General features: G+C 62.4%; 1 protein-coding gene. It reads left to right on the plus strand.

Annotated elements, in window-relative coordinates; all coding sequences use genetic code 11:
- Positions 1–2,213, plus strand: a 2,213-nt coding sequence (locus VMW12_07595) for an efflux RND transporter permease subunit (GenBank protein ID HUZ49584.1), incomplete at both ends; no start/stop codon positions are given.

Raw genomic sequence — 2,213 nt, forward strand, 5'->3', positions numbered from 1 at the left:
GTCGATCAAGCGATCGTCATCGTCGAAAATATTCACCGGCACTACGAAGTGCATCCCGATCGTTCGAAAGCCGAATCGACGGTTCGCGCCGTCGCCGAAATCGGCAGCCCGACGACCCTGGCGACCGTCAGCGTCGTGCTCTCGTTCCTTCCCATGCTCTTCGTCACGGGGATGATGGGGCCGTATATGCGGCCGATCCCGATCAACGTCCCGGTCGCGATGGTCGCCTCGCTGCTCATCGCCTTCGCGATCACCCCATGGGCGACGTACGCGCTGTTGCGTAACCAAAAACCGAAGCCTTCCCACGGTACGCCGGGGTGGATCAAGCCGTTCCGCCGCTGGTTAACGCACCTGGTCGACAAGCGTCGTGCCGCCAATGCCTTCCTCGTTATCGTCTTGTTGGCGTTTATCGCAAGCGCGCTGCTGCCGGTCTTTACCCTGGTGAAGTTCCGGATGCTGCCCGATGCCAACCAAACCTCGTTCTTGCTCTCGATCGACGCGCCACCCTCGAACACGGTCGCGAACACGACGATCGTGGCCGATGCCATCGGCGCCTCGCTCGCTAAAATGCCGGAGGTTGCAAACTATCAAACGTTCGTCGGCGTCAACGCCGTGCCGGACCTGGCCGCGCTTTTGCAGGGAACGGTATTTCGCAACGCGCCGAACGAAGCCGACATCCGCGTAAACCTCCTACCGAAGGATCAACGTAAGATCCAATCTGCGGCGCTGGTTTCGAAGATTCGGCCCGATCTCCAACGCCTCGCTGCGCAGTATGGAGCGACGGTTCGCATCCTCCAGGTCCCGCCGGGTCCGCCGGTTCGCGATACGATCCTCGCGAAGATCTACGGCCCCGATCCCGAGGTTCGCCGCGCGATCGCATCTCGCGTCACTTCGATGATGCAGCACGAGAGCGGCGTCGTGGACATCGACTCGAGCTACAAGGGGCTGCCCTCGGCGCTCCAATTGCAGATCGATCAACGTAAGGCCGCCCTCTCGGGCGTCGATACCGAAACGATCGCCCAAACGCTCGGCATGGCGCTGCACGGCGCCTCGGTTTCCACGTTGCACACGCGCGATGCTTCCCGCCCCGTCGGGATCTTCGTGCGGTTCGCTCCGCAGTTCCGCAACAACGCCGCGGCGCTCGGATCGATCATGATTCCGTCCCGCATGGGCGGCATGGTTCCGCTCGGATCCGTCACCGACGTGGTAGCGACGGAAGTCTCACAACCGCTCTATCGTGACGATTACGAGAACGTCTCGTACGTGGGCGCCGATATGTCGGGCCGTAGCTCAACGTACGCGGTCATCGACATGTCGCTCGCGCTCATGCGTCATCCGCTCCCGGCCGGATACCGGATCGATTGGGGCGGCGAATGGAGCCTGACCAATACGGTCTTCGCCGACCTCGGACGCGCGATGCTGATTGCGTTCATCTTGATCTACTTCTTGCTGGTCGCGCGGTTCCGCTCGTTCACCATCCCGCTCGTCGTGCTGGCGGCCGTGCCGCTCGCCGTGATCGGCGTTCTGCCGGGCTTCGCCCTTCTGGCACCGTTCGGCGTGTATTTCTCCGCAACCGCGATGATCGGGCTCATAGCGCTCATAGGTATCGTCGTGCGCAATTCGATCATCCTGATCGAATTCATCGAAGACAAACTCAAAGAGGGGTTGCCCATGCGCGAGGCGCTGATCGAGGCGACGACCGCACGTACGCGCCCGATTTTCCTAACGGCGGCCGCCGGCGTGCTTTCGTCGATCGTCATCGCGGCCGATCCGGTGTGGAGCGGCCTAGCCTGGGCGCTCGTCTTCGGAATGACCGCCTCGGCCGTGCTCTCCGTACTCGCAATTCCGGTGCTCTACCAGCGCGTCGCATCCGGAAAGCAGCAGGCGCAGGAACGGCCCGAGCCGAGCGATGTCTTGCCGGAGGACCAAGGATCCCTCCAGAGCTTCGTCACGTTCCCCGAACTCGACGGATTCGTGATGGAGTCGACCACGCTGCCACGCGTGATCGAAGGCGAGACGATCGCACTCGATGCGGAGATCTTCCGCGGCGAGGGCGACGCAACGGACGCGGTCGCGAACTTGTTCGGACCCTTCCGAGTGGAGCATACCAAGATCGTCTTCACCAGTTCCTACGGCGATTTGCAAGGCAAGCAATACGTCACGCTGCGCTCGGCGCAGCCCCCCGCACCCGCTTGGAAAGTCATCGACAATGT

The organism is Candidatus Dormiibacterota bacterium (assembly GCA_035532835.1).
In the GTDB taxonomy this organism is placed as follows: domain Bacteria; phylum Vulcanimicrobiota; class Vulcanimicrobiia; order Vulcanimicrobiales; family Vulcanimicrobiaceae; genus DAHUXY01.